Source organism: Paraburkholderia sp. BR14320, assembly GCF_040948665.1.
GTDB lineage: Bacteria > Pseudomonadota > Gammaproteobacteria > Burkholderiales > Burkholderiaceae > Paraburkholderia > Paraburkholderia youngii.
Genome location: NZ_JBFPKG010000325.1, coordinates 1 through 276, shown reverse-complemented (window position 1 = coordinate 276; position 276 = coordinate 1). Strand labels below are relative to the sequence as shown.

Annotated in this window: 1 protein-coding gene; it reads right to left on the bottom strand. The window is 63.4% G+C overall.

The features are described 5' to 3' along the window. Positions 1–67: 67 nt before the first annotated feature. Positions 68–276, bottom strand: a 209-nt coding sequence (locus AB3X89_RS40510) for a hypothetical protein (RefSeq protein ID WP_368588095.1), incomplete at its 5' end; no start/stop codon positions are given.

Below are 276 nucleotides of genomic sequence, written 5' to 3'. Positions count from 1 at the left end.
CCGCTTGCGCGGCCCACCCGTTTTCAGTCTTGCCTTGTAAGGCATGAAAGCTCGCCTGTCGGATAGATCACTGGGCTCTTTCTACCGGACCCACGGTCGCCGCGCAAGGACCCTGCTGAACAAAGCCCTTCTCACTCAGGTTCTTGAAGGCGGCAGAGAGGCTGTCGGTGCGATGCTCGCGCGGGCAACCTCCCGCCTGCCACAGAGCATTCTGCAAGCCGTTGGCGAGCGCTTCGAAGCTCTCGCCGCCCTCGACCACGCAGGCGTACACCCAGC